Here is a 24,533-nt window from a genome sequence, read left to right as displayed (position 1 = left end):
CGCACAATGGTTGCTGTATTACACCCCGGAGCAGGCGCACCCCAGCGCCGGGCCCTGGGCCGAGAACATCCACTGACTGCCAAAAAACCAAGGAGACATTCACATGACACGCACCATCCAACAACTGTTTGACCTGACGGGCAAGACCGCGCTGGTCACCGGCGGCTCGCGCGGCCTGGGCCTGCAACTGGCCCACGCGCTGGGCGAGGCGGGCGCCAAGATCGTGCTCAGCTCGCGCAAGGCGTCCGACCTGGAAGAAGCCACTGCCGACCTGCAGGCCGCAGGCATCGACGCGCGCTGGATCGCCGCCGACTGCGCCAAGGAAGAAGACATCCGCCGCCTGGCCGACGAGACGCTGCAGCGCCTGGGCCATGTGGACATCCTGGTCAACAACGCAGGCGCGGCCTGGGGCTCCCCGGCCGAAGACCACCCCGTGGAGGCCTGGGACAAGGTGATGAACCTCAACGTGCGCGGCTACTTCATCCTGAGCCAGCACATCGCCAAGCACAGCATGATCGGCCGCCGCAGCGGCAGCATCATCAACGTGGCGTCCATTGCTGGCCTGGGCGGCAACCCCAAGGGCATGAACACCATTGCCTACAACACCTCCAAGGGCGCGGTGATCAACTTCACGCGCGCACTGGCGGCCGAATGGGGCGCGTACAACATCCGCGTCAACGCCATCTGCCCGGGTTTCTTCCCCAGCAAGATGACGGTGGGCACGCTCAAGGCCATGGGTGAAGAAGCCCTGGCCGCCCACGCCCCACTGGGCCGTCTGGGGGATGATGAAGACTTGAAGGGCTTGTGCGCGCTGTATGCGTCTGACGCGGGCAAACACATCACCGGCCAGTGGCTGGCGGTGGATGGGGGCGTGAGTATCGTGACTGGAGGGTGAACATCCCCCTGAGCGGCTGCGCCGCTTCCCCCTTCTCTCGGCTGCGCCGGGAAGGGGGACGACGCACTCGCTGCGGGGCGGCCCTTGCTCTGCGTCCCTGGCCTGGGCCCCCGCCAGTTGCTAACCCCAGTTCCCAAAGGAATCAATCTTGAAAAGTTTCGGTGTCGAAATTCCCTTTGTCAGCCACCTGGGCTTCACGCTGCACCGTATGGAGGGCGGCGAGTCCGAGCTGCATTACGAAGCCCAACCCGAGCATCTGAACTCGTTTGCCGTGACCCACGGCGGCGCGTCGATGACGCTGCTGGATGTGACCATGGCCACTGCGGCGCGCAGCGACACGCCTGACATGGGCGTAGTCACCATCGAGATGAAGACCAGCTTCATGCAGCCCGCACGCGGGCCGCTGGTGGCCAAGGGGCGACTCATTCACCGCACGGCCACCATGGCGTTTACCGAGGGCACGGTGTATGACGCCCAAGGCAAGGTGTGCTGCCATGCCACCGGCACCTTCAAGTACGTGCGGCGCCTGCCGGTCGATGGGCGCAATGTGAATGACCTCAAGGTCATTTCCACCGATTGAGCACAGTTTTTAAGTCAAATTGGCCTCTGGCGCTTTATCCATAAGCGCTAGTAGCTATTGAATTCATAGTGATAGACATTCTGAAGGAGCCTCTCATGCCACGCAACCAACAAATCGTTCTCGACAACCGTCCTCAGGGCGAAGCAGTGGCCAGCAACTTCAAGCTGGTGGCCACGGACACGCCCGCGCTCAAGGACGGCGAGGTGCTGGTGCGCCACCATTACCTGAGCCTGGACCCCTACATGCGCGGCCGCATGAACGAGAGCAAGAGCTACGCCGCCTCGCAAGGCCTGGGCGAAGTCATGATCGGCGGCACCGTGGGCGAAGTGGCCGAAAGCAAGCACCCCAAGTACGCCGTGGGCGACAAGGTCGTGGGCATGGGTGGCTGGCAGGAGTACAGCGTGGTCAATGCCGAGCAGCCCGGCGCGCTGCGCAAGGTGGACACCACCCATGTGCCGCTGTCGCACTACCTGGGCGCCGTGGGCATGCCCGGCGTGACGGCGTGGTACGGCCTAGTCAAGATCATTGCTCCCAAGGAAGGCGACACCGTGGTGGTGAGCGCTGCCACCGGCGCCGTGGGCAGCGCCTTCGCCGCGCTGGCCAAGGCCCGTGGCTGCCGCGCGGTGGGCATTGCGGGCGGTGCTGACAAGTGCAAATATGCAGTCGAGGAACTGGGCTTTGACGCCTGCATCGACTACAAGCAACACAGCGATGTGAAGGCCATGTCCAAAGCGCTCAAGGAAGCCTGCCCCAACGGCATCGACGGCTACTTCGAGAACGTGGGCGGCTGGATCATGGATGCCGTGATGCTGCGCATGAACGCCTTCAGCCGCATTGCCTTGTGCGGGATGATCGCTGGCTACGACGGCGCGCCGCTGCCCATGGCCAACCCCGCGCTCATGCTCATCAACCGCATGAAGGTCGAAGGCTTCATCGTGAGCGAGCACATGGAAGTCTGGCCCGAGGCGCTCAAGGAGCTGGGCACGCTGGTCGGCACCGGCAAGCTGCGCCCGCGCGAGACAGTGGCTGAAGGCATCGCCGCAGCACCCGAGGCCTTCCTGGGCCTGCTCAAAGGCAAGAACTTTGGCAAGCAACTGGTCAAGCTGGTATGAAGCCCCCCCTGAGCCGCTTCGCGTCTTCCCCCCCAAAGGGGACGCCGCCAGTGCGGCGGGGCGGCCCTTGCACGGCAGCCCTCGCTTGGGTCGCGCCAGTCGCGCAGTGCCCGCTCCATGAAATCCGCGGGGGCATGCTGCAATGAACTTGAGCTGGACCTGGGCCCGGTTCGACGACCTGGGGGTGCACGCGCTGCACGACGCACTGGCCCTGCGCTGCAAGGTCTTCATCCTGGAGCAGGGGCCGTACCAGGACCCCGACGGTGCTGACAAGCAGTCGTGGCACCTGCTGGGCTATGACGAGGCCGGCGCGCTGCAAGCCTGCCTGCGCGTGGCAGACCCGGGTGTGAACTACCCCGAGCCCTCCATCGGCCGTGTGGTCACCGCCAAGGAGGCGCGTGGCAATGGCACGGGCCGTGCGCTGATGGCCGAGGGCATCACCCGCTGCCAACAGGTGTTTCCCGGCCAGGGCATCCGCATCAGCGCGCAGGCGCACCTGCAGGGCTTTTACGGCAGCCTGGGTTTTGTGGCCGTATCGGACGTGTACCTCGAAGACGATATTCCCCATATCGAAATGTTGTGGAGCCCATCATGACCATTGCGACCGCCCCAACTGCCAGCCTCACGCGCACCCATGACGTGTTCAACCAGAGCACGCCGCGGGTGGACGTGAACCTGTTCACCACCAACCAGCCCTTGCAGGACGCGCTGCGCCTGCACGCCCCCAGCCTGCCGCTGGCGGGCCTCACCGCGCTGGGGGCAGAGATGGGGTCGGCAGAGATGGCGACCCATGCGCGCCTTGCCAACACCAACCAGCCCCAGCTGCGCACACACGACCGCTTTGGCCACCGCACGGACGTGGTGGAGTTCCACCCCAGCTACCACGCGCTGATGGGTGCGGCCCTGCGCCACGGCCTGCACGCCACGCCGTGGTCGCGTACGGACACCGCCCATGCGCACATCGAGCGCGCTGCGGGCTTCATGCTGTTCACCGAGGCTGAGCCCTCGGTGTTGTGCCCCGTGTCGATGAGCTACGCCGTCACGCCCGCCCTGCGTAGTGCAGGGGGCAACGCGGCGGTATGGGCCGACTGGGGCAAGGGCCTGACCGGCACGCAGTACGACCCGCGCCTGGCGCTGTTCTCGCAAAAAACCGCGCTCACCATGGGCATGGGCATGACCGAGAAGCAGGGCGGGTCGGACGTGCGCGCCAACACCACGCAGGCCGTGCCTGATGGCGAAGATGCCTGGGGGCCGCGTTACCGCATCACCGGCCACAAGTGGTTCTTCTCGGCGCCCATGTGCGACGCGTTCCTGATCCTGGCGCAGGCGCCCGGCGGGCTCACCTGCTTCTTCCTGCCGCGCGTGCTGCCCGATGGCGGACAAGGTGCGGTCAACACGATCCGCATCCAGCGCCTGAAAGACAAGCTGGGCAATCACGCCAACGCCAGCTCTGAGGTCGAGTTCATCGACGCCATGGCATGGCGCGTGGGCGAGGAGGGCAGGGGCGTAGCGCAGATCCTGGAGATGGGCACCATGACGCGGCTCGATTGCGCCCTGGGCACCAGCGGCCTCATGCGGCAGGCCCTGGGCATTGCACTGCACCACACGCGCCAGCGCTCGGCCTTTGGCAAGAAGCTCATCGAGCAACCGCTCATGCGCAATGTGCTGGCTGATCTTGCTCTTGAAAGTGAAGCGGCTACCGCTCTATCCATAAGGCTTGCGAGCGCTTTTGACCACAAAGACAAGAGCGAACACGAGGCCGTGATGGCCCGGTTGCTCACCCCCGTGGCCAAGTTCTGGGTGTGCAAACGTGGCAGCGCGTTTGCCCAAGAGGCCATGGAATGCCTGGGCGGCAACGGCTATGTGGAGGAGGGCGGTGAGGGTGTGATGGCCCGCATCTACCGCGAGATGCCGCTCAACTCCATCTGGGAAGGCGCGGGCAACATCATGGCGCTGGACCTGCTGCGCGCCGTGCGCCGCGCCGACACGGCCGCAGCCCTGGCCGACGAACTGGCCCCCGCACGCTGCGCCCACCCGGCGCTGGACCGCATGGCCAGCGCGCTGCCGCTGCGTGTGGATGCCATGACGACGGAAGCCGAGGCCCGCCGCCTGGCACAAGATGTGGCCTTGGCGGTACAGGCCGCACTGCTGTACCGCAGCGCGCCAGCCAGCGTGTTTGGCGCTTTCTGCGATTCGCGCCTGGGCGGCGACTGGGGCTACAGCTTTGGCACGCTGGGCGCAGGTGTGGACCTTGACGCCATCCTGGCCCGCGCGCTTGCGGCCTGAGCCATCCCCCACAGCATTTTGCGGAGAACCCCATGTCCCACCTCATCCTGCACCACTACCCCTCGTCGCCGTTCTCCGAAAAGATCCGCGCGGTGCTCGGCTTCAAGCAACTGGCCTGGAAGTCCGTCGTTATCCCCAGCGTCTTGCCCAAGCCCGATGTGGTTGCGCTCACGGGGGGCTACCGCAAGACGCCGTTTTTGCAGATTGGTGCCGACATCTATTGCGACTCGGCCCTGATCTGTGACGTGCTGGAGCACGAGCATCCCGAACCGGTGCTGTACCCACCGCACTTGAAAGGCGTGGCCCGCGTGTTTGCGCAGTGGGCTGACAGCACCCTGTTCTGGGCCGCCATGGCCTACAACCTGCAGCCTAAGGGTGCAGCCGTGTTGTTTGCCAACCTGCCCCCTGCGGCCGCGCAAGTGTTTGGCGAAGACCGCCGCGAGATGAGCGCGGGCATGCAGCGCCTGCGGCCCGCCGACGCCACGGCCGCCTATCGCTCGTACCTGCGCCGCATCGCCCACATGGCTGAGGAGCACGACTTCCTGTTTGGCGCCGAGCCCTGCCTGGCCGACTTTGCGGCCTACCACCCGCTGTGGTTCACGCGCCAATGTGTGCCGGTGATGGCCGACATCTTTGCCGCCACGCCCGCCGTGTTGGAGTGGATGGACCGCATCGCCGCGCTGGGCCATGGCCGCATGGAGAAGTTCAGCGCTGCAGACGCCATTACCGTGGCTGCGGGCATGGAGCCTTTGCCCTTGACGGACGACGTGTTCCAGAACGAGCACGGCATCCCGCTGGGTACCCAGGTCACGATTGCCGCCGAGAGCTTTGGCACGGAGCCCACCGGGGGCGAGCTGATCGCCGCCACGCGCACGCGCTACACGCTGCGGCGCACGGACCCGCGTGCGGGCACCGTCCATGTGCACTTCCCGCGCATCGGCTACGTTTTAAGAGCATCCCCCTGAGCGGCTGCGCCGCTTCCCCCTTCTCTCGAATTGCTGACGCAATTCGGGAAGGAGGACGACACCCTCGCTGCGGGGCGGCCCTTGCTTGGCGTCTCTGGCTCGGGCCCCGCCAGTTTTGACCGACGCTGTAAATGCCAACGATTTCAAGGAGACAGAAAAAATGATCGACAACTTTTCCGGAAAAACCGCCGTCCTCACCGGTGCAGGCTCGGGCTTTGGCCTGGAATGCGCGCGCATTGGCGCCCGCCTGGGCATGAACCTGGTGTTGGTGGATGTGCAGCAGGACGCGTTGGATGCCGCTGCGGCCGAGATGCAGGCCGCAGGCAGCCAGGTGCTGGCCCGCAAGGTGGACGTATCGAGCGCCGCGCAGATGGAGCAACTGGCTGCCGATGTGGAGCAGCGCTTTGGCGCACCGCACCTGGTGTTCAACAACGCGGGCGTGGGCGCGGGTGGTTTGGTGTGGGAGAACTCGGTCAAGGACTGGGAGTGGGTGCTGGGCGTGAACCTGTGGGGCGTGGTGCACGGTGTGCGCCTGTTCACCCCCATGATGCTGGCAGCGGCCAAGAAGGACCCCTCCTGGCGCGGCCACATCGTCAACACCGCCAGCATGGCGGGCCTGCTGGCGGCGCCCAACATGGGCATCTACAACGTGAGCAAGCATGCAGTGGTCAGTTTGTCGGAGACGCTGTACCAGGACCTGTCGCTGGTCACCGACCAGATCGGTGCCAGCGTGTTGTGCCCCTTCTTCGTGCCCACCGGCATCAGCCAGAGCCACCGCAACCGCCCGCAGGACATGGCGGTGGAGAAGCCCACCAAGAGCCAGCTCATCGGCCAGGCCATGAGCGACAAGGCCGTGGGCAGTGGCAAGGTGACGGCGGCCGAGGTGGCGCAAAAGGTGTTCGATGCCGCAGCGCAAGGCCAGTTCTACATCTACAGCCACCCCAAGGCCCTGGCCTCGGTGCAGACGCGCATGGAAGACGTGATGATGGGCCGCAACCCCACCGACCCGTTTGCCGCCAAGCCCGAGCTGGGTGCGCAGTTGCGGGCGGCATTGAGGGCTGAATAAGCCCCAGGCGCTTTATGCATAAGCGTAAATAGCTATTAAAGATGTAGCAAATGCCCGCCAAGCCGCACACCATCGACACAGCGCACAACCCCGCAAGCGGTTATGCGCTGTTCCCCACTGCCATTGGCCACTGCGGCATTGCGTGGCAGGGCGCGCTGCTGGTGGGTGTGCAGCTGCCCGAGGACGCGGGCGAGGCCCAGACACGCGCGCGCATGCAGCGCCGGTTTCCGCAACTGGCCGAATGCGCCATGCCACCCCAAGTCGCTGCCTGGGCCGCGCGCGTGGCGGCCCTGCTGCAGGGCGCACGCGACGATCTGTGCGATGTGCCCCTGGCCCTGGACACCGTGCCGCCCTTCAACGCCCGCGTGTACGCACTGGCCCGCCGCATCCCGCCTGGCAAGACCATGACCTATGGCGAGATGGCGGCCCAGCTGGGCGAGCCCGGCGCTGCCCGTGCCGTGGGCCAGGCCCTGGGCCACAACCCGTTTGCACCCGTGGTGCCTTGCCACCGCATCCTGGCTGCAAACGGCAAGACAGGCGGTTTTTCGGCCGGTGGCGGCGCCACCACCAAGATGCGCATGCTGGAGATCGAGGGCGCGTTTGCGCACGACACCCTGGCGCTGTTTGCGCCCAGAGACTGACCGGGCTCAGCCGCGCTGTTTGAGCAGCGGTGACCCCGTGCTGGCCATGGCCAGTTCGTGCGTGGTGTTCAGCAGGGCAGGGCCCAGGGCCTGCATGCGCTCGGGTGTCAGGCGCACCAACGGGCCGGCAATGGTCACCACCCCGATCACCGTGCCGTTGCCCCGGCGAATGGGCGCGGCCATGGCTGTCATGGCCGGTGCAAACACTTCGACGATGGTGCTGAAGCCCTGCTGCCGCGCAGTGCGCAGATAGGCCAGCAGCGCCTTCACGGTGGTGGGCGCGTTGGGGCCGTAGTCCTCGGGCTTGCCGAAGCCCTGGCGCGCCACCAGGGCCAGGGCCTCTTCATCGCTCATCGTGGACAGCCACGCGTGGCCGGCCGAGCTGCAGGACAGGTTGACTGACAGGCCCATGTCCGGGTCATAGCGCAGACCGCGCACGGCCCCTTGTGCCTTGGCCACAAAGGTCAGCGCATCACCATCCACCACGGCCAGACGCACCAGCTCGCCAGATTCAGCGGCCAGCCGGTCGAGCAGGGGCTGGGCGATGTCCACCACGCCCGTCGCGCTCAGGTAGCCCAGGCCCAGCGACACCAGCTTGATGGTGAGCATGTAGCTGCCCTGGCTCTGGTCCTGCCGTACGTAGCCGCAACGGATCAGCTCGGCCAGCAGGCGGTGTGTGGCGCTCAGCGGCATGTCCAGTTCAGAGGCCAGGCTCGACAGGGCTTTGCCTTCAGGGTGTGGGGCAAGGTGTTCCAGGACTTTGAAACTGCGCTCAAGGATGCTGCTCATGGCGGGGCTCTTTGTGATCGTGAACAGGTTCTTCTGGGATAGCCAGGCCCTGGATCTTCCGGCGCAATGTATCAAAAATTGTTAAAGGGTTTCTACTGTGGAAACAGTTTCCACTTTATTCGTACGATGCAGTCCCAGATGCACTCCGGGCCTGGTGTGCACATTCCTGGTCTCTTTTTGTTGGAGAAGTCCCTGTGAAAAAAACTGCTTGCCTCCTGGCGGCCGCTGGCCTGTCCTTCTTGATGGCGCTGCCCGCCGCCGCGCAGCAGGAGCGTGTGATCCGCTTTGGCCACCTGAACAACGCCGACCATCCCGTGAGCTTCGGCGTCAAGCGCTTTGGCGAGCTGCTGGCGGCCAAGAGCGGCGGCAAGATGAAGGTGATGGAGTTCCCCGCCTCGCAGCTGGGCAACGAGATGCAGCAGCAGTCGGCGCTGCAGGGCGGTGTGCAGCAGATGTCGGCTCCGGCCACCACGTCGCTGGCGGGCATCGTTAAAGAATTTGGGCTGGTGGACTTCCCCTTCTCGGTGGCCAACTTTGCGCAGGCCGATGCGCTGCTCGACGGCCCGTTGGGCCAGGCGCTGATTGCTCGGTTGCCCGAGAAAGGCCTGGTGGCCCTGGGCTACTGGGACCTGGGTTTTCGCAACGTGACCAACAGCAAGCGACCCATCACCAAGGCCGACGATTTTGATGGCCTCAAGCTGCGCGTGATCCCCAACCCGGTGTTCCTGGAGACCTTCAAGGCCTTCAAGGCCAACCCCGTGCCCATGCCCTTTGCCGAGCTGTATGGCGCGCTCGAAGCCAGAGCCGTGGACGGCCAGGAGAACCCGTATGCGGTGATCCTGTCGAACAAGATGTTCGAGGTGCAGAAGTACGTCAGCGCCACCAACCACGTGTACGCCGCCAACATCGTGCTGGTGAGCAAGAAGTTCTGGGACCAGCTCACCCCCGCCGAGCAGAAGATGATGCACGACGCCGCCAACGAGTCGCGTGGCTACCAGCGCCAGGTGAGCCGCGCTGCAGCGCAGCGTTCGGTGGGTGACCTGCAAGCCAAAGGCATGGCCTACAACGAGATCATGCCCGCCGAGCTGGCCCGCATGCAGCAGATCGCCAATCCCGTGATCGAGAAGTTCGCGGCCACCTACGACCCGGCCATCGTCAAGCTCTACAACGACGAGTTGGCCCGCATCCGCAAGTAAGCCATCCGGTCTGAAACCTATGAAAATCCTCATCCTCCACGGCCCCAACCTCAACCTGTTCGGGCGCCGCGAACCCCATATCTACGGCACCACCACGCTGGCCCAGATCAACGAGCGTTTGCTCAAGCTCGCTGCAGAGCTGGGTGTGGAGCTCGACATCGTGCAGTCCAACCACGAAGGCGCGCTCATCGACTTCCTGCACGCCAACATCGACGCGGCGCAGGGCGCACTGGTGAATCCTGCCGGCCTCACGCAGCACGGCGTGCCGCTGCACGACGCCATCAAGGCAATGCCTTTCCCGGTGATCGAAGTGCACATGTCCAACATCGCCGCGCGCGAGGCCTGGCGCGCGCACTCCATCATCTCGCCCGCCGTCAAGGCCACGGTGCAGGGCTTTGGGCCCCATTCCTACCTTGCGGGGCTGCAAGCCTTGGTCGAAAGCCTGCGCGAAGCCGCCCAGGTTGCCTGAGCGGTGTGGGGTGCAGGGGATGTATGTGCAACGGCGCAGCTGAAAGCCATAGGCTGCTGACAGCCCCGCTCTGCATGCCGCCGCAGTGCCACTGAGCGGGGGTTGATCTGAGAGTTTGAGGTCAAATCGGCCGCTGGCGCTTTTGTTGATTGCGCATAATGCTATATAAATAGTAGCATTTGAGGTGTATCACAGTAGCCCGCATCGCCAAAGAAATCGCTGGCATGGGCTGGGGGCGGGTAGCGAAATGCCCGAGCCCCGGCCTGCAAAAACCAGGCCCTCCGTGGTCTGTTCGACAGCGCACAGACGCGCAGCACCAGCCCTTGTACAAGAGGATCAGAGCGTACCCGCCATGCGGTTGCGCCATTCACTTGTGTACCAGGAGCCTTCCATGTCCCATCCATCCACCCTTGCCTCTGCGTGGGACACGTCTTGCGTCGGGCGGTCGGCAGACATATCGCTGCTGGAGCTCTCCCACTTGGGTGAACATCTGGCGCACTGCGGCGCTTTGCGTGGGCCGCTGGACCAGTTGCTCGCTGGCGCTGCATGGCTGCAGACCCTGGTGGCCGAACATGTGGTGACCGTTGCACTCTTGGTCACGTTGCTGGTGGGGGCTGTATCGCTGGTGTGATAGGGCGCGCGCGCATGGGCTTACGCACACCATGGCCCTGGGTTCCGTCCGCGCTGGACCACATGCTCGATGCACGGGCAGGCCCGGTGCTGGAGCCCCTGCGGGCCGAAGTGTTTGGCGTGGCCCGCTTCGAAGAGCATGGTCGGCACCTGGGCGCGTCCCACGACGCAGGCAAGGCGCCGTTTGGTCGCACCACGTTCTACCCGCGCCTGCAGAGCAACATCCGCGCGCTGCGGGCCGCGCACCACTACCTGTTCGACGCACCGCATGACGAGCATGCCATCAGCCCCGCCGCCGAATGGCTGTTTGACAACTTCCACCTGATCGAAAGCCAGCTCAAGGAGATCCGGGCCGGGCTGCCGCCGCGTTACTACCGCTCACTGCCAGTGCTCAAAGACGCCCCGCTGGTGGGCCTGCCGCGTGTGTACGGCGTGGCGTGGTCGTTTGTGGCCCACACCGACAGCGCGTTTGATGAATCGCTGCTGGCGCACTACCTCAATGCCTACCAGCAGACCCGCGAGTTGAGCCAGGGCGAGCTGTGGGCGTTGCCCACCACGCTGCGCGTGGTGCTCATCGAAAACCTGCGCCGCCTGGCCGAGCGCCTGGCCAGCCACAAGGCCGCGCAGGAGCTGGCCAGCCTGTGCGCCACCCGCTGCGAAGCGTTGACCGCCGAGACGCTCGACGCAGCGTGTGCCACCATGGATCAGCGCGGCGTGGCCCCTGTGTTCCTGGCCCATCTGGCGCAGTCCATGGCTGGGCGCAGAACGCCGGGTGGGCATACACCGGGGCTGCCATTGTTGCCGGTGCAGCAGTGGTTGTTGACCGCTGTGCCCGACCTGGTGGCGCTGCAGGCCCAGCAGCAGATCAACCAGGCGGCGGACCAGTTGAGTATGGGCAATGCCGTCACGGCGCTGCGATTGATTGGCGCGGCCGACTGGTCCGACATCATCAGCCAGACCAGCCTGGTGCTGCGCGCCATGCTGCAGTCGCCCGTGTTCGCGGCCGAAGACGAGTCCACGCGCAACACCACCTTGCACGGCATTGAAAACCTGTCGGCCCGCAGCGGGCAGGGCGAGGCTGCCGTGGCGCAGGCGCTGCTGGTGCTGATGTCGGGCGCCGACGGTAAGCCTCAGGATGCGCCTGAAGGTGCGCAGGCGCTGGCAGGCTATTGGCTTCAAGGCGCCGGGCGCAGTCAGTTGGAGCACGCCCTCGGTACGCGCCGCCATGCCACCAATGCGGTGGCCATGTGGCGCTCTGCGGTGGGGCTGTCACGTGTGCCGCTGTACCTGGGCGCCTTGCTGCTGGGCTCGCTCGGCCTGCTGGCCTGGCTGATGGCGCCCCTGTGGGGTGTGCAGGTGGGGCCCGATACCAGCGCCGCCCATCTTGCGGGCCTGGCGCTGGTCGCCGTCTTGTTGTTGCTGCCTGTGTCCGAGATCGTGGTGGCCGTGGTCAACCGGCTCATTGGCGAATCCATCCGACCCACCTACATGCCGCGCTACCTGCTGCCAGCGGGCATTCCGGCATCGGCACGTGTGTTGGTGGCGATCCCGGCCTTGCTCAGCAGTACCGGCACCATCGACCGGCTGGTGCACCGCCTGCACCTGCATTACCTGGCCAACCCCGAGCCCTGTGCGCAATTTGCACTGCTGACCGACGGTGTGGATGCAGACGCGCAAGACCTGCCTGAAGACGGTGCGCTGTTGGCGCACGCCCAGGACTTGATGTTGGCCCTGAATGCGCAACACCCACCCGCCACGGGCAGTGCCCCACGTTTTGTGTTGCTGCACCGTACGCGCGCCTACAGCCCCACGCAGCAGCAGTGGATCGGCTGGGAGCGCAAGCGCGGCAAGCTGGAACAGCTGGTGGCCGTACTCGCCACCGGAGTGCAGGGCGCCTTCCTGGACCTGGGCGAACTCTCACACCTGGCGCCACAGACCCGCTATGTGCTCACGCTCGACAGCGATACGCAGTTGCCACCAGGCCGTCTGCGCAGCCTGGTGGGCGTGGCCGAGCACCCTGAGAACCAGCCCCGTCTGGATGCCTGCAGCCAGCGTGTGGTGCAGGGCTACGGCATCCTGCAGCCCCGGGTGCTGGCGCCACTGCCCACGTCTGCCACCACATCGTTGTGGCAATGGCTGTTTGCGGGCCAGCAGGGGCTGGACCCGTACAGCGCCATGACGTCCGACGTGTACCAGGATTTTTTTGCCGAAGGCAGCTTCACCGGCAAGGGCCTGCTGCATGTGGCCACTGTGCACACCGTTTTGGGCGGGCGCTTGCCGGCCGACCAGGTGCTGAGCCACGACCTGCTTGAAGGTGCGCTGGCACGCTGCGCAGTGGTGAGCGATGTGACGCTGGTGGAGGCCGAGCCCGAGCACAGTGACACCGCTGCCGCCCGCCTGCACCGCTGGACGCGGGGCGACTGGCAGCTGTGGCCCTTTCTGGCCCAGGCCCAGCGCTGGGGCCTCTCGCCCATCAACCGCTGGAAGCTGCTGGACAACCTGCGCCGCTCGCTCGTGGCGCCCGCATCGCTGGTGCTGGTGGTGCTGGCCCTGGCGGGGCTGGGCCTGCCTTTGGTCAGGACGCTGGCGCTGGTGGTGGCGGCCTATGTGGCTGCGCCCTTGATGGGGGCGCTGGCGGGCTGGGTGCCCAGCCGTTTTGGGCTGGTCGGGGTGCGTTTTGTGCACGAAGCCTCAGGCGACCTGCTGCGTGCCCTGGCCAGCGGCGTGTGGCACCTGGCCCTGCTGCCGCAGCAGGCCCTGCTGCTGGGCGATGCCGTGGTGCGCACCGTGCACCGGCAGGCCGTGAGCCGCAGGCACCTGCTGGAGTGGACCACGGCCGAGGCCGCGCAGAACACCTTGATCACAGGCCTGGTGGCCACGCTGCGCAGGCACAGGGCGGCGCCCTGGCTGGCGCTGGGCTGTGGCGTGGCGCTGTGGGCCAGGGGCTCCCTGGACACCTCGGTGCCCTGGGCCTTGGTGGGGCCGCTGCTGGCGCTGTGGGCGCTGTCACCGCTGCTGGTGTGGCTGGCCAATAGGGTCCCGCCCGGTCAGGGGCACCCTGCGTTGTCGGCCGAAGACGAGGACCTGCTGCACGGAGTGGCGCGTGATACCTGGCGTTTGTTCGAGCGCTGCGTGGATGCACACAACCACCACCTACCGCCCGACAACCTGCAGACCGCCCCGTATGAAATGGTGGCGCACCGCACCTCGCCCACCAACATCGGGCTGTACCTGCTGAGCGCCAGTTGCGCACGCCAGTTCGGCTGGATCGGCACGCTGGAGCTGCTGGACCGGCTCGACGCCACGCTATTGACGCTGCAAGCCATGGAGCGGCACCGGGGCCACTTCTTGAACTGGTACGACACCGAAACCCTGCAGCCCCTGCACCCGCGATATGTGTCCACGGTGGACAGTGGCAACCTCTGCGCCCACCTGGTGGCCGTGGCACAGGCCTGCAGCGCGCTGGCGGCGCAGCCGCTGTCGCCGCAGGCGGGTGAGCAGGCCATCCGCGCCTCGCTGGCGCGGCTGCAGCCCCGGCTGGGCATCCACCACCCGGGCATGCGCGGGTTGCAGCATCCCTCCGCGCTCAGCCGCCTGCTGGGCATGCGCCCACCCGACCCCGCGCACCTGCCCGAGGCCACGGCGTTTCGCGCGCTGCTAGTGCAGGCGCAGGACGAGTTGTGCAGCATGGCCCAACCACACCACCCGGCCATCGTGCACAGCCCGCCCACGGCACAGGACGAACTGCTGTGGCTGCTGGCCGACCACTTGGCCACGCTGCAGTCAGTGGACCGTGACCTGCAGGCCGCACACAATGGCGGCGCGCCTGAAGCCACGCGGCGCCTCATGGCCCTGGCCGAGGCGCTGGATACCCTCGCCTGGCAGGCCGACTTTCGGTTTTTGTATCACCCCCGGCGGCACCTGCTGCACATTGGCTACCGGGTGGACGAGCAGCAACTGGACACCTCTTTTTATGACCTGCTCGCGTCCGAGTCGCGCACCACCAGCTTGCTGGCCGTGGCCAAGGGCGACTTGCCCGTCAAGCACTGGGCGGCCCTGGGACGGCCGTTTTTTGCGAACGGCCACCATGCGGTGCTGCGCTCGTGGTCGGGCTCGATGTTTGAATACCTCATGCCCACGCTGGTCATGGCCGAGCCTTATCACAGCGCCTTGGGCGAGGCAGGGCGGTCCGCCCTGCGTGAGCATGTGGCGCTGGTGCAGGCCTTGGGCAAAGACATGCCCTGGGGCATTTCCGAATGCGCCTATGCCGGGCGCGACTACACGCTGGCCTACCAGTACGCGCCGCAGGGCGTGCCCCGCTTGGCCTTGCGCCGCACGCCCGTGGGCGAGCTGGTGATTGCCCCCTATGCCACGGCGCTGGCCACCCAGGTGGATGCCCGCGCAGCCTGCACCAACTTCCGCACGCTGGCCGCACTGTCGGCGCGGGGGCGCTACGGTTTTTACGAGGCGCTGGACTTCACGCCCGAACGCCAGACCCATGGCGAGCGGCTCACGCTGGTCAGCACCTACATGGCCCACCACCAGGGCATGACCATCGTGGCGCTGGCCAACGTGCTGCTGGGTGGTGTTGCGCAGCGCTGGGGTACGGCGCATGCCCGCATCGAAGCCGTGCTGCCGCTGCTGCAGGAGCGCGCACCGCGCGAGCTGCCCACCTTGCAGGCCACACCGCCGCGCCTGCCGCTGCATGCGCGCCAACAAAAAACGCCCGACCATGTGCGCCCCGTCACCCCGGGCGCCCAGGTCTTGGAGCCCACACATCTGCTGGGCAACGGGCGCTACAGCGTCACCCTGCGCGCCAACGGGGCAGGGTGGAGCCGCTGGCACCAGACGGGCATCACCCGCTGGCGCGACGATGCGCTGCGGGATGCACATGGCAGCTTTCTGTATGTGCGGCAGATGGGCTCCAGCGTGCCCGCGTCCGTCACCAGCCACCCCGCGCCCGATGCGCGTGCGGTGTATGGCAGCATCTTCCACGCTGACCGCGTGTGTTTTGACGCACTGTGGCCGGGGCTGCGCGTGCACACCACCGTGTGGGTGAGCCCGGAAGACGACATTGAACTGCGCAAGGTGGTGGTGAGCAACCTGGGTGATGAGGTGATCGAGCTGGAGCTGATTTCGGCCCTGGACATCACCCTGGCCACCCACGCGGCCGACGAGGCGCACCCCGCGTTCTCCAACCTCTTCATCGCGGCCGACTGGCTGCCCGCGCAGCAGGCGCTGAGGTTCATCCGAACGCCACGCCTGCAGACCGAGACCACCCTGCAAGCCGCCCACTTTGTCGCAGATACCCAAGGGCACGTGCTGGGCCTGCGTTGCCAGACCGACCGGCAGCTCTGGCTGGGGCGCAACCATACGCCCGGCCAGCCGTTGGCTTTGCTCAGCCGCGTGCCTGAAATGCCTGCATCGCTGGACACGGGCCTGGACCCTGTGGCGGCGCTGGGCGTGATGCTGCGCATTGCGCCCGGTGCGCAGGCCTGCGTCACTTTTGCCACGGCGGCATCGCAAGACCCGGCCACGCTGCTGGCCATCATCGACAAGTACCGCCAGACCACCTATCTGGAGCGCGCTTCGGCCATGTCGGCCACGCTGGCCAGCATCCAGTGGGCGTCGCACCGCCCGCACCGCGACTACCTGCCCGCGCTGCAGGCATTGACCACGGCGCTGGTGTTCACGCTGCCCAAGGTCCACACCACCTACCTGGGCGTGCTGACCGAGGCCCAGGCCGCCCACCCCGTGTGTGACCGGCGCACGCTGTGGCAACTGGGCCTCTCAGGCGACCGGCCCATCGTGCTGGTGATGGCCGGATCGCCCCAGGGCATGGGCTTGCTGCGCACGCTGGCCCAGGCGCTGCGCGAATGGGCGCATGGCGGTGTGGCCTGCGACTTGGTGGTGCTCAGCAGTGAATCGCACTCGTACCACATGCCCCTGCAGCGCGAGCTGACGCTGCTGCGCGAGCACCACGATGCCGACCTGGCCACACACACCGGCCCGGCGGTGACCAGCCTGCGGGTGCTACGGCTGGATGAGCTGTCGGCTGCGCAGCTGGGCACCTTGGTGAGCCTGGCCCGCATCACCCTGCAGGCCGATGGCCATGCGCTCATGCACCAGGTAAAGGCCTGGGTGGCGGCCCATGGCGTCTCGATGGCCGGCCCCTGGCGCGGCGGCGCCACGGACGAAGTGCCCACGCACCAGGGCAGCACCCAGGTGCCCGCGCCGGTGGGCGGTTTTGCACCGGTGACAGGCACCTTTGGGTTTGATGTGTCGGCCGCGCTGCGGCCCACCAAACCCTGGGTCAATGTGCTGGCCAATGCCCAGCTGGGGGCCATGGTGTCGGAAACTGGCGCGGGCAACACCTGGGCGCTCAACAGCCGCCTGAACCAGCTCACCGCGTGGTCGAACGACCCGGTGGCCGACCCGCCCGCCGAATGGCTGCTGCTGCAAGACCGCCGCACGCGTGAGGTGTGGGGCCTGACGCCCTCGGCCTGGGGTGCGGCCGATGTGGCGTACCGCGTGGAGCACGCCCAGGGCACTACCACCATCCGCCACCGCAGAGGCGCGCTGGAGGTGGAGGTGCGCTGGTGCGTGGACCCCGTCACCGCCATCAAGCAGGTGTTTGTGCAGGTGCGCAACCTGGGCAACCGGCGCGAGCACTTGCGCCTGGTGGGCATGGTGGAGTGGATGATGGGAGAAAAGCGCGGCGACCGTGCCACGCTGGCCACCGCCCCGTGTTTTGCACCACTGCCCGATGGCCGCTTGCTGGGCCTGCTGTGCACGCAGACCGAGGCGGCCGCAGGCTTGGGCGGGGGCACGGCCTTTTTCTGCGAAGCCTCGGCTGGGCCGGGCACGGACGACCGTGCCAACGACAGCCTGGACTGGACTTGCGACCGCCGCGAGTTCTTCGATGCGCAGGGCAATCTGGTGGTACCCCTGCAACTGGGGCAGCGCAGCGGGTTTGGGATGGACCCCTGTGCAGCCCTGTCGCGTTTGGTGACCTTGCGGGCCGGGGCGGTGTTCGAGCGCGTGTACCTGATGGGCTACGCACCCACCGAGGCTGCAGCACGTGCGCTGGGCGCCGAGGCCATGGCCGTCGCGGCCCGCACGCGGGAGAAGGCGACCGTCGACCAGTGGAATCTGCTGCTGGGCGCAACGCAGGTGACCACGCCCGACCCGCTGTTCGACGTGTTGGTCAACCGCTGGCTGCTGTACCAGACGGTGTCTTCACGCCTGTTTGCCAAAGCGGGCTTTTACCAGGCGGGCGGTGCCACGGGCTACCGCGACCAGTTGCAGGATGCCATGGCGCTGGCCTGGGCACAGCCGGGTACCTTGCGCGCACAGATCGTGCTGTGCGCATCGCGCCAGTTTGAAGCGGGCGATGTGCAGCATTGGTGGCACACGCCGGGCGGGGCCGGGGTGCGCACGCATTTCTCGGACGACCTGCTGTGGCTGCCCTTTGCCTGCGCGCATTACCTGGAACGCACTGCAGACCACAGCTTGCTGGAGGAGCAGGTGGCGTTCCTTGAAGGTTCTGCGATCCCCGAAGGGGCGGAAGACATCTACGAATCGCCCAGCGCCAGCACCACCACGGCCAGCGTGTACGAGCATGCCGCCCGCACCATAGACCGCAGCCTGCGCACCGGCGCACACGGCCTGCCGCTGATGGGCGGCGGCGACTGGAACGACGGCATGAACCGCGTGGGCGACGGTGGGCGCGGCGAATCGGTGTGGCTGGCGTGGTTTTTGTGCGCCATCGTCACCGACTGGATTCCGCTGGCCCGCGATCAGGGCGATCTGGACCGCGTGCAGCGTTGGGACACTGCCCTGACCGGCTGGCGCGCTGCATTGGAAAACCAGGCGTGGGACGGCAACTGGTATCAGCGCGCCTTTTTTGACGATGGCACGGCACTGGGCTGCCACACGCGGGACGAGGGCCGCATTGACCTCATCGCCCAGGCCTGGGCAGTGCTCTCTGGCGCAGCAAGGCCTGCGCGGCAGCGCCATGCGATGGACGCGGTCGAGGCGCATCTGGTCAACCCCGCAGCAGGCTTGATCCAGCTGCTGGCGCCCCCGCTGCGCCATGCAACGCCCAGCGCGGGCTACATCCAGGCCTACCCGCCCGGCGTGCGCGAGAACGGGGGGCAATATGCCCATGGCGGCGTGTGGGCGCTGATGGCCGCCGCAGAACTGGCCCTGCAGGAGCCGGAGCACCCCGGTGCGTTCGATGTGCCTTACCGTTACTTCACCTACCTGAGCCCGGCGCACCGGGCCCAGCACCCGGTGTGGGGGCCGGTGTACGCCGTGGAGCCCTATGTGATGGCGGCTGACATCTACAGCCAGCCACCCTATGTGGGGCGCGGCGGCTGGAGCTGGTACACCGGCGCGGCAGGCTGGCTGCACCGGGCGGCGGTGGAATCCATATTGGGATTGCAGATGCGGGCGCAGGAGCTGTTCTTCACGCCTTGCCTGCCATCACACTGGCCGGGCGCAGAACTGACCCTGGTGCGCGGTGGGTGCACGCTGCGGTTCATTCTGGTGCGGGTGGCCCCAGGGGCTGTGCAGTCCAATTTACCCGGTAGTGCCCCGCCGGGTGCGCGCTGGCTCCAGGTGGGTGAGCGGCTGCGATGGACCGATCTGCCGCCAGACCTGTGTTGTGTGATCCCCATTCCGACGCAGGTAGAGCCTATTTCTGACTCTGCGTAACTGGGGAGTCGTTTGGCTATTTGGTAATTGTGTGTATGTGCGATACCGTACAGACCCTATGGAGGCATCGCGGCACACTGGCTGCCTGCCCAGCGTGGGAAGCGCGACCGCAATGGCCGCGCGCCGCGCGCTACACAAGGTGCCACCATCAAACGACCCAATTCCCCCCGCCAGAATCAGCTCTTGGCCGCCTTGCCGGAGGTGGAGCTGGCGCGATGGCTTCCGCAAATGGAGCCTGTCGATCTGACGTTGGGGCAGGTGTTGTACGAATCCGGCGCTTCCATGCCGTATGTGTACTTCCCCACCGATGCCATCGTGTCGCTGTTATATGTGCTGGAGGACGGCGCTTCGGCGGAGATCGCTGTGGTGGGGTTCGAGGGCCTGGTGGGTATTTCGATCTTCATGGGCGGTGGCTCCACGCCCAGCCGGGCCGTGGTGCAAAGCGCTGGCACCGGTTACCGCCTGCGCGCAGAGGTGATCAAGCAGGAGTTCGAGCGCTCGGGGCCTGTCATGCACCTCCTACTGCGCTATACCCAGGCACTCATCACGCAGATGGCGCAGACCGCTGTGTGCAACCGCCACCATTCGCTGGATCAGCAGCTGTGCCGCTGGTTGCTGCTGAGCCTGGACCGTTTGCAAAGCAACCAGCTGGTGATGACGCAAGAGCTGATTGCCAACATGCTGGGCGTGCGGCGCGAAGGTGTGACCGAGGCCGCGCTCAAATTGCAGCGGTCGGGGCTCATCAGCTATGCACGCGGGCACATCAATGTGTTGGACCGCCCGGGGCTGGAGCATCGCACCTGCGAGTGCTACGAGGTGGTCAAAAAGGAGTACGACCGTTTGCTGCCAGTTGGAGTGGCAAGCTAGTGTCCCGAGCGAGAAGTTCGTTGAAAAACTAAAGATGTCGAAATCGTTGTCAGGCAAGACGCAAACCACAGCGATAGCCGTAGCTATCGCGAGGATTTGCAACGCAGCATGGCGACGATTCTCGGCATCTTTATGAGACAAATTTCTCACTCGGGACACTAGGCCATTGACTCAATGGACGGGGCCGCAGCCCCGGCGTGTCGTGCACTGCTCTGCCTGTGTGCGCTGGCAGACAGTCATCACGTCCCGTACGGCCCACACTGGGTACCACCCTGGGCCGGGCAAGGCTCTGCGCAGGTGTCATGGCATTGCACGCTCCGTGCAGTGCAGACCGACTCCTGAGGCCTTTTACCGATGCAATGCACAGATATCCCCCTTCTCCAGCAGCTGCCCCTGCCCGCACGCGAGCAGTTGCTGCGGCATTGCGAGCCTTTCGAGCTGGTGCTGTCGGCCGAGTTGAGCACGCGGGGCGAGCCGCTGGCGCACGCTCATTTCCCCATCGAGGGCTTTTTGTCGCTGGTGGTCGATGTGGACAGCCACCCACCGCTCGAAGTGGGCATGGTGGGTGCTGAAGCAATGTTGGGGTCAGAGCTGATCCTGGGCCTGGCGGCCACGCCGTGGCGGGCACTGGTGCAAGGGGCCGGGTCCAGCTGGCGCATTGGCGCGCAAGAGCTGCGTGGCCAGATCCAGGCCATCCCTGCGCTCAAGGCCTTGCTACAGGCCTGCCTGCTGGCTCGCGTGCACCAACAGGCGCTGGCCGCGGCTTGCCAGCGCTACCACCTGATTGCCCCTCGCCTGGCGCGCTGGCTGTTGATGAGCCAGGACCGGTCGCTGTCGGACTCCTTTCACCTCACGCAGGAGTTCATGGCACTGATGCTGGGCGTGCGCCGCGTGGGGGTGACGGAGGCGGCGGGGCATTTTCAGGATGTGGGCCTGATCACGTACCAGCGTGGCGAACTCACCGTGCTCAACCGCAAGGCGCTGGAGGCCGAGGCCTGCAGTTGCTATGCGGCGGACAAGGCAATCTACCGGCGTCTCGTGACCTGCAGCAGCCAGTAGCTTGGCAGGCTGCTGCTTGCCTTGCCGCGTTCTAACGGCTGGGGCGGAACATGCCCTTCGGCGGCGTGTTGTTGGTGGATTCCGGCTCCGGCAATGGCTGTTGCGGGAGGGGCCCGATATACACGGCGCTGGACGGGCCGGAGGGCTCATAGACTCCGGCTTGGGCATAGCGTTCCGGGTAGAGCTGGCTGGGTGCAGGGCCCAACAGCCGCTTGGCACGCAGCGCCTGCAGATCTGGCGTGTGGCCTTGGTGTACTGCCAGAGCGGGCACTGTGCCGTTGGAGAACATGAAACTTTCCACCGATTTCACACCGGGCACTGTTTGTGCAACAAACACAGCCAGATCGATCTGCGTGGGGTTTGCTGCCATGCCGCTGAGCAGCACGACACTCTGGTGCGATTCCACGCTGATGTAGTGGCTGTTGACCACTGGCGAGAGGATGAGCGCGGTCCGCACCCGTGAGGCGATCACTCCGTCTTCCAGGTGCGCTACCGGCGAAGAACTGGCGGGCGCCCACTGGGCCACCATGTCGCTGCGCTTGCAGCCCAGCGGCAGCAGCGCGAGCACCACCAGTACCGTGCAAAGGTTGCGGGGCGGCGGGTGGTGGGTGGTGTGAAGTGTCAGGTCGCGCATGGTGAAACAGTCCCTTGAAAAGCCCGGCCACCCAGTCGGGGAGCCATACCGGCACTGTGTGCTCTTGTGGTGCGCTTGTCTGTTCGTAACCGTACCCACCGAGGTGTGAGCCGCTGTGGCGAGCCGGCAAGGCTCCTCGTCGGACGCGGGTAGCCTTTGCTTGCTACCCATAGGCCCCGCCAAGTGGCACCACCGCGCGGTGTGAGTTCACAACAGCACCAGCGCCTCTTCGGCGTGTCTGCCAAAACCTGGAAAAAAGCATGCGCCCTACCGTGACAGGGTCATCAAGATAGCTATCCAGTCTGGGCGCCGCGCGCATCCATCACCATCTGGCAGCGTACATAGTTTTGGCTGGCGCAGCCCCAGAAGGTTGTGGGGCTGTGGTTGCGCAGTGTTACATTCGTTTGTAGCGGTCACTGCAATGAGCGCCATCTTGCTGGACTGTTTTCCGAACGTCACTGTCTCCGCCGAGGAACCGTCGCATGCCACCAGATCGCCAACGGCTCATCCGCATGCTGTTCGACGAGTACATCGAGATGTATGCGGGGCGTGACGCGCGGTTGGTGGACCGCTTCAGCGAGAACTTCAGTGGGTTTGCTGGCAGCAGCGACAAGCTCATCAAAAGTCGCAGCGAATGGGTGGACATCACGCAGCTCGACTTTACGCAGGTGCCTGGGCGCATCGGCATCGAGGTGCTAGACCTCTTCCCGCAGGAGCTGGGGGCCGACGTGCTGGCTGTGACCGCGTTTTTTCACATCCACCTGCCCAACCCCGACCCGCTGTTTGCCCATGAGACCGCGCGCCTGGTGCTGGTGTTCCGGCAGGAGGGCGACGACTGGAAGATTACGCACAGCAGCATCTCCATCCCTTACGGCCTCGCGCGCGACGGCGAGGTGTACCCCGTCAGCCGCCTGCAGCAGCACAACCAGGAACTGCAGGTGCTGGTGGACGAGCGCACCCAGGCGCTGGCCCAGGCCAACAACCAGCTGCAACTGCTCAGCAACACCGATGGTCTGACCGGCATTGCCAACCGCCGCCACTTTGACCAGGCCCTGACCCACGAATGGGCGCGCGCCCAGCGGGCACACGCGTCGGTGTCCTTGATCATGCTGGACGTGGATGTGTTCAAGCACTTCAACGATCACTACGGCCATCTGGCGGGTGATGCGTGCCTGAAGTCCCTGGCCCTGACCTTGGCACAAACCGGTGGCCGCCGTGACGGCGACCTGGTGGCCCGCTTTGGTGGCGAGGAGTTTGTGGTGCTGCTGCCCGGCGCCGATGCCCATGCGGCCCTTGAGATGGCCCGGCACATCCAGCAGGCTATCCATGCGCTGGCGCTGCCGCACGAGGGTGCCCCGTGGGGCATTGTGACGGTGAGCTTCGGCGTGGCCTCCATGGCGCCGCAGCGCGAGCAGTTGGCCGAAGAGCTGGTGCGACGCGCAGACCGCGCGATGTACCGCGCCAAGCACGGCGGCCGCAATCGGATAGAGCAGGCGCCGGAGTAGTAACGCAGGTGGCGGGGCTTTACCCTGTCACCAGCTTGGCGACTTCGTCCGCGACACCCCGCACCGTGAGGGGGGCGCAGCCTTCGGCATGGTTGCTGATGGTCACGAAGGCGTTCTGCCCTCGGCCCGTGATGCCCAAGATGACGGCTGCGAGCGCCGCCCGGGCTTCCAGGTCCGGGTGGTGCAGGCGGTCGTAGGGTTCGTACATCCGTTCGGCCTCTTCGTAGCCGTAGGGGCCGTGCACGGGGTTGAGGTTCCAGCGGCACACCAAGGGGCCCGGCCACAATGCGCGCAGCATGGGCAGCTGGTCTTTGAGGGGAGGCATTTTGGCGTGCAGGCCCAGGCAGTAGGTGGCTCCCGTCTCGCGCAGCACAGCGGCAAAGTCGGGCGTCAGCCACTCGGGGTCGCGCACCTCCACGGCAATCACGCCGTCTGGCGCCAGCGGGGCTAGAGAAGGCAGGGCCAACAGCATGGTGCGCAGGCGGTCCAACAACGCGGGTATGCGATCAAGCTGCGCCAGCGGCAGGGGGCTGAGCTGGAACACCAGCGCGCCCAGCTTGTGCCCCAGGCCCTGCAACGCGGGCTCCACACATTCGCTGCGGGCCAGCTCGGGGCTGAGGAACGCAGGGTTGGGCTGGCGGCCCCGGCCGTCCTCGCTGCGCACCAGCGCATCGGTCACCACGCTGGGCGCCTTGACCACAAACCGGAAGTCGTCGGGCACCTGCGACGCATAGCGCTCGTACTGGCTCACCGTCAGCGGCCGGTAGAAGCTGCGGTCGATGCTTACCGTGCGCATCAGCGGATGTTGGGCATACACGGCCAGCCCCTGTTTGGACAGCTGCGTGTCGGAATGCTCGCCCTCCCACACCAGGCCTTTCCAGCCGGGGTAGGTCCATGACGAAGTGCCCAGACGCAGCCGTGGCGGCAGGGCGGCGGCCAGGGTTTTCAACGCATCGCCCGGAACGATGGGGGTCACCGTACCAGACCGGGTGCGCCGCGCAGGGGCCTCAGCGCCTTCTGTGGATGGCTGAGTTGGTGGCTCGTTGGCCGCCACGTCTGCCGATGGTGGCTTGGGCAGCGTGCCGCCAAAAAGATCGTCTTGCATGGGCAGTGGTAGGGGC

At 66.2% G+C, this 24,533-nt stretch carries 18 protein-coding genes; 15 read left to right on the top strand and 3 right to left on the bottom strand.

The window, feature by feature from the left end; translation table 11 throughout:
* The first annotated feature begins 103 nt into the window (after positions 1 to 103).
* From OIN59_RS21600 to OIN59_RS21565, 8 genes are all read left to right on the top strand, one after another.
* Positions 104 to 895: an SDR family oxidoreductase gene (locus OIN59_RS21600; protein ID WP_056063500.1), complete on the top strand. Its 792-nt coding sequence runs from the start codon at positions 104 to 106 to the stop codon at positions 893 to 895.
* Positions 896 to 1,043: 148 nt separating this feature from the next.
* Positions 1,044 to 1,475 (top strand): PaaI family thioesterase, encoded by a 432-nt coding sequence (locus OIN59_RS21595; protein ID WP_274113735.1) that lies wholly within the window; start codon positions 1,044 to 1,046, stop codon positions 1,473 to 1,475.
* Between the two features lie 95 nt (positions 1,476 to 1,570).
* Positions 1,571 to 2,587, top strand: coding sequence for an NADP-dependent oxidoreductase (locus OIN59_RS21590; protein ID WP_274113733.1), 1,017 nt, complete (start codon positions 1,571 to 1,573; stop codon positions 2,585 to 2,587).
* 142 nt (positions 2,588 to 2,729) lie between these two features.
* Entirely contained in the window at positions 2,730 to 3,182 is a 453-nt protein-coding gene (locus tag OIN59_RS21585) for a GNAT family N-acetyltransferase (protein ID WP_274113731.1), read from the top strand.
* The gene (locus OIN59_RS21580) at positions 3,179 to 4,873 is read left to right on the top strand and encodes an acyl-CoA dehydrogenase family protein (RefSeq protein ID WP_274113729.1); all 1,695 of its coding nucleotides are present in this window, start codon (positions 3,179 to 3,181) and stop codon (positions 4,871 to 4,873) included. Before OIN59_RS21585 ends, OIN59_RS21580 begins: the two co-directional genes overlap by 4 nt.
* Positions 4,874 to 4,905: 32 nt before the next feature.
* Positions 4,906 to 5,838: a glutathione S-transferase family protein gene (locus OIN59_RS21575; protein WP_274113728.1), complete on the top strand. Its 933-nt coding sequence runs from the start codon at positions 4,906 to 4,908 to the stop codon at positions 5,836 to 5,838.
* A 160-nt stretch (positions 5,839 to 5,998) separates the two neighbouring features.
* Positions 5,999 to 6,904 carry an SDR family oxidoreductase gene (locus tag OIN59_RS21570; RefSeq protein ID WP_274113726.1) on the top strand — a complete coding sequence of 302 codons (906 nt, stop codon included), beginning with the start codon at positions 5,999 to 6,001 and terminating at the stop codon, positions 6,902 to 6,904.
* Positions 6,905 to 6,954: 50 nt separating this feature from the next.
* Complete coding sequence (locus OIN59_RS21565; protein ID WP_274113724.1) at positions 6,955 to 7,545, top strand: methylated-DNA--[protein]-cysteine S-methyltransferase; 591 nt, start codon at positions 6,955 to 6,957, stop codon at positions 7,543 to 7,545.
* 6 nt (positions 7,546 to 7,551) lie between these two features.
* Here the strand turns inward: OIN59_RS21565 and OIN59_RS21560 are convergent, their stop codons facing one another.
* Positions 7,552 to 8,334, bottom strand: a complete 783-nt coding sequence (locus OIN59_RS21560; protein WP_274113722.1) for an IclR family transcriptional regulator — start codon at positions 8,332 to 8,334, stop codon at positions 7,552 to 7,554.
* Between the two features lie 242 nt (positions 8,335 to 8,576).
* Here OIN59_RS21560 and OIN59_RS21555 point away from each other — a divergent pair, with 242 nt between their 5' ends.
* The 6 genes from OIN59_RS21555 to OIN59_RS21530 all read left to right on the top strand — a co-directional run bounded on the left by OIN59_RS21555 (position 8,577) and on the right by OIN59_RS21530 (position 21,273).
* Positions 8,577 to 9,530, top strand: a complete 954-nt coding sequence (locus OIN59_RS21555) for a TRAP transporter substrate-binding protein (protein WP_274113845.1) — start codon at positions 8,577 to 8,579, stop codon at positions 9,528 to 9,530.
* 19 nt (positions 9,531 to 9,549) lie between these two features.
* Entirely contained in the window at positions 9,550 to 9,999 is a 450-nt protein-coding gene (locus tag OIN59_RS21550) for a type II 3-dehydroquinate dehydratase (protein WP_274113720.1), read from the top strand.
* 391 nt (positions 10,000 to 10,390) lie between these two features.
* A complete protein-coding gene (locus OIN59_RS21545) occupies positions 10,391 to 10,630 on the top strand; it encodes a hypothetical protein (protein WP_274113718.1) in 240 nt (79 codons plus the stop codon).
* A 62-nt stretch (positions 10,631 to 10,692) separates the two neighbouring features.
* Positions 10,693 to 19,347 (top strand): GH36-type glycosyl hydrolase domain-containing protein, encoded by an 8,655-nt coding sequence (locus OIN59_RS21540; RefSeq protein ID WP_274113843.1) that lies wholly within the window; start codon positions 10,693 to 10,695, stop codon positions 19,345 to 19,347.
* Between the two features lie 192 nt (positions 19,348 to 19,539).
* The gene (locus OIN59_RS21535) at positions 19,540 to 20,214 is read left to right on the top strand and encodes a Crp/Fnr family transcriptional regulator (protein WP_328517989.1); all 675 of its coding nucleotides are present in this window, start codon (positions 19,540 to 19,542) and stop codon (positions 20,212 to 20,214) included.
* Positions 20,215 to 20,568: 354 nt separating this feature from the next.
* A complete protein-coding gene (locus OIN59_RS21530; RefSeq protein ID WP_274113715.1) occupies positions 20,569 to 21,273 on the top strand; it encodes a Crp/Fnr family transcriptional regulator in 705 nt (234 codons plus the stop codon).
* A 31-nt stretch (positions 21,274 to 21,304) separates the two neighbouring features.
* Here the strand turns inward: OIN59_RS21530 and OIN59_RS21525 are convergent, their stop codons facing one another.
* Entirely contained in the window at positions 21,305 to 21,907 is a 603-nt protein-coding gene (locus OIN59_RS21525; RefSeq protein WP_274113713.1) for a BON domain-containing protein, read from the bottom strand.
* Positions 21,908 to 22,389: 482 nt separating this feature from the next.
* On the opposite strand from OIN59_RS21525, the gene OIN59_RS21520 reads away from it, so the two are divergent.
* Positions 22,390 to 23,412 (top strand): GGDEF domain-containing protein, encoded by a 1,023-nt coding sequence (locus OIN59_RS21520; RefSeq protein WP_274113711.1) that lies wholly within the window; start codon positions 22,390 to 22,392, stop codon positions 23,410 to 23,412.
* Positions 23,413 to 23,431: 19 nt separating this feature from the next.
* Here the strand turns inward: OIN59_RS21520 and OIN59_RS21515 are convergent, their stop codons facing one another.
* Positions 23,432 to 24,517 (bottom strand): DUF72 domain-containing protein, encoded by a 1,086-nt coding sequence (locus OIN59_RS21515; protein WP_274113709.1) that lies wholly within the window; start codon positions 24,515 to 24,517, stop codon positions 23,432 to 23,434.
* Between the last annotated feature and the right edge of the window lie 16 nt (positions 24,518 to 24,533).

Origin of the sequence: Acidovorax benzenivorans (genome assembly GCF_028680575.1) — a bacterium.
GTDB classification, from domain to species: domain Bacteria; phylum Pseudomonadota; class Gammaproteobacteria; order Burkholderiales; family Burkholderiaceae_C; genus Acidovorax; species Acidovorax benzenivorans.
Note: the sequence above shows the minus strand (reverse complement) of the source record. Positions and strands in the feature narration are given on the sequence as shown.